Here is a 2504-nt window from a genome sequence, read left to right on the forward strand (position 1 = left end):
TCAGGTTTTGTCGTTATCGCAGGCCTACTGGGTATGTTGACGAGCCTGCTGACCAGTTTGAATGAAAGACGCCGTGAAATGGCAATACTAAGAGCAATGGGGGCCAGACCCAACCATATATTCTTCCTCTTAGTCAGTGAAGCAACAGTACTGACAACAATTGGGATTGCGCTTGGCACAGCTTTGCTTTATAGCTTATTGTTAATCGTTCAACCGTTTATCCAGCAGCAATTCGGGCTATATATCGAGATCAGCGGGCTGACAACTTACGAACTGCTATTACTTGGCATCGTTCAGCTTGCAGGGATCATCGTTGGGGTACTTCCGGCGCTGCGTGCTTACCAACACTCTCTGGCAGACGGTATGACAATCAAGGTTTAATAGGATAGAAAATGAAAAAATGGCTTATTTTATTATGTTGCTGGCTACCATTGATGAGCCATGCCAGCGATGTATTGACTCTGGATTGGATTGACCTGGTCCCCGAGCAAGAAAGGCAGCAATTCAACAGCAATAGCATGCCTGTACTTGACCATAATAGTGCGGCTGCAAAGCAATCAATTATTGGTAAAGTTCGTACAGAACTCAATGGCAGCAAGGTAAAGATCCCCGGCTTCGTTATTCCATTGGAAGGGGATGACAAGGCTGTGACTGAATTCTTACTTGTTCCCTACTTCGGGGCCTGTATTCATGTACCACCGCCACCACCCAATCAAATCATTTACGTGAAATTTGAAAAAGGCGCTCCCATCCAGCAATTGTGGGATGTGGTATATGTTGTCGGTACCTTACAAACCCAACATATCAGCCATGATATGGCAGAAGTGGGCTACCTATTAGAAGGTACGGCTTTAGAAGAATACGATGACATGTAATCTCTGTCGCTCATCTTCCCTTTAAACTCAGGGCTTATCTTGCTTGTAACACTATAGGTACATAGCAAGATAAGCCAGTATTGTTATGTAGCCTAATACCAGCAGCACGTCAGTCAGTCGTTTTCCAGACTTATTCATCAGCACCTCCCTCACTCCTATTCGACAAAACTCAATCACGCAACAAATTTAACCACTCATTAACATAAAAGTCACGCATATTGCCAAATAATACGATCAACTGGTAAAACTATAGCCAGACTAATCAACCTTGAGCCCGCTATGGATAATGCAGACAAGGACACCAAGACAGCGACAAAAACAGCCGTAGCACCAGCGGTAAAAAAAGAAGAAACCAATAGTTATATTCGAAGTAGCCATGCAAGAGCCAAAGACCTTGCCAGCTATTACGCTGTCAGCCATCTCATCGCAAATGATTCTGAAAAAGATATCGCAGAAAGAACCGAAAACCGGTTGTTAAAAGAGGCGCAGCACGAACAAGAAAACCTGGAACGTATCTTTAAACTATCATACGACAGTTGCAGCGATGAAACCGCCGGAGAACCAGATCCCGACTGGCTATATCATTTCATCTCCATTGCTAAGCATATCCGCGGTGCCTCAATGCAAAAGCTATGGAGCCGAGTACTCAAGCAAGAGATCATTACTCCAGGGTCAACGTCCCTAAAAACACTCGATACTCTCAGAAACATGACCCAAAAGGAGGCGCAAACTTTTCACCGCGCCTGTATGTTAAGCTGTCATTTTGGCAGTGATGAAAGTAAAAAGCTGCTGACTAGCATTAAAGTTCGCCATAGCGGGCTTTTCGTTTTACGTGCTCCTTCCTCCGACAAGCTTGCGCTGGGAAGCTATCAGTTACCTTATTCGAACTTACTCGTTCTCATGGAGCTGGGATTGTTACTCCGCAGCGAGCTGGAATCAGGCGAGATCGATGTCGAGTCTCCGCTTGCATTTGGCTACCAAGGTTCACGCTATTTACTGCGCCCGATTAAAAAAAGAGTCTCCCTGACATATTACCGTCTTTCTCCCGTCGGCCAGGAAATTGCCAGTCTATTAGGAAATAAGAAACATGAACCCTACAAAGAGAGCCTGCTTGAACTACTCGCAAAACACTTTGTAGTTGAAAAGAATGAAGGTTCTCAGATTAACCTTGCCACCTAGCAGAGTCTTGGGCTGTCCGGCCACAGGACGGACAAAAATGAACAATACAGTTAAACCTCAGCATTTCTGCCGGGACGCACATTTCGAAGAAGTGACGGAACGGCGGGGGGCGCCTAGTCCGGGCTTGCACACAAGCGGAGCTCATTCGCCCTGCGGGCGAACATATCTTAAAGACGTAAAAAAGCCCGAGTCTTTCGACTCGGGCTTAGTATAAGTGGCGGAGCGGACGGGACTCGAACCCGCGACCCCCGGCGTGACAGGCCGGTATTCTAACCAACTGAACTACCGCTCCACTCAAATCACCGCACGTTCACTGCGATAATCTAAATTGGAAGCCTGGCGATGTCCTACTCTCACATGGGGAGGCCCCACACTACCATCGGCGCTATTACGTTTCACTGCTGAGTTCGGCATGGGATCAGGTGGGTCCATAATGCTATGGTCGCCAAG

At 46.8% G+C, this 2504-nt stretch carries 3 protein-coding genes, 1 tRNA gene and 1 rRNA gene; 3 read left to right on the forward strand and 2 right to left on the reverse strand.

Going from position 1 to position 2504, the window contains the following annotated elements; genetic code table 11:
• From MHN01_RS24435 to MHN01_RS24445, 3 genes are all read left to right on the forward strand, one after another.
• A partial coding sequence (locus MHN01_RS24435; protein ID WP_239413975.1) for an ABC transporter permease occupies positions 1-381 on the forward strand: 381 nt, incomplete at its 5' end.
• A gap of 11 nt (positions 382-392) precedes the next feature.
• Positions 393-875: a DUF3299 domain-containing protein gene (locus MHN01_RS24440; protein WP_239413976.1), complete on the forward strand. Its 483-nt coding sequence runs from the start codon at positions 393-395 to the stop codon at positions 873-875.
• A 279-nt stretch (positions 876-1154) separates the two neighbouring features.
• Positions 1155-2054, forward strand: coding sequence for a TIGR03899 family protein (locus tag MHN01_RS24445; RefSeq protein ID WP_239413977.1), 900 nt, complete (start codon positions 1155-1157; stop codon positions 2052-2054).
• A gap of 215 nt (positions 2055-2269) precedes the next feature.
• Here MHN01_RS24445 and MHN01_RS24450 read toward each other — a convergent pair.
• Both MHN01_RS24450 and rrf read right to left on the reverse strand, forming a co-directional pair.
• A tRNA-Asp gene (locus tag MHN01_RS24450) sits at positions 2270-2346 on the reverse strand.
• Between the two features lie 42 nt (positions 2347-2388).
• Positions 2389-2504 (reverse strand): 5S ribosomal RNA (gene rrf / locus MHN01_RS24455).

Origin of the sequence: Photobacterium sp. OFAV2-7 (genome assembly GCF_022347985.1) — a bacterium.
Taxonomy (GTDB): domain Bacteria; phylum Pseudomonadota; class Gammaproteobacteria; order Enterobacterales; family Vibrionaceae; genus Photobacterium.

Bases quoted from the DNA above. Each gene is read 5' to 3' on its own strand.
- MHN01_RS24440 (WP_239413976.1), top strand. From the start codon at position 393: ATGAAAAAATGGCTTATTTTATTATGTTGCTGGCTACCATTGATGAGC.
- MHN01_RS24445 (WP_239413977.1), top strand. From the start codon at position 1,155: ATGGATAATGCAGACAAGGACACCAAGACAGCGACAAAAACAGCCGTA.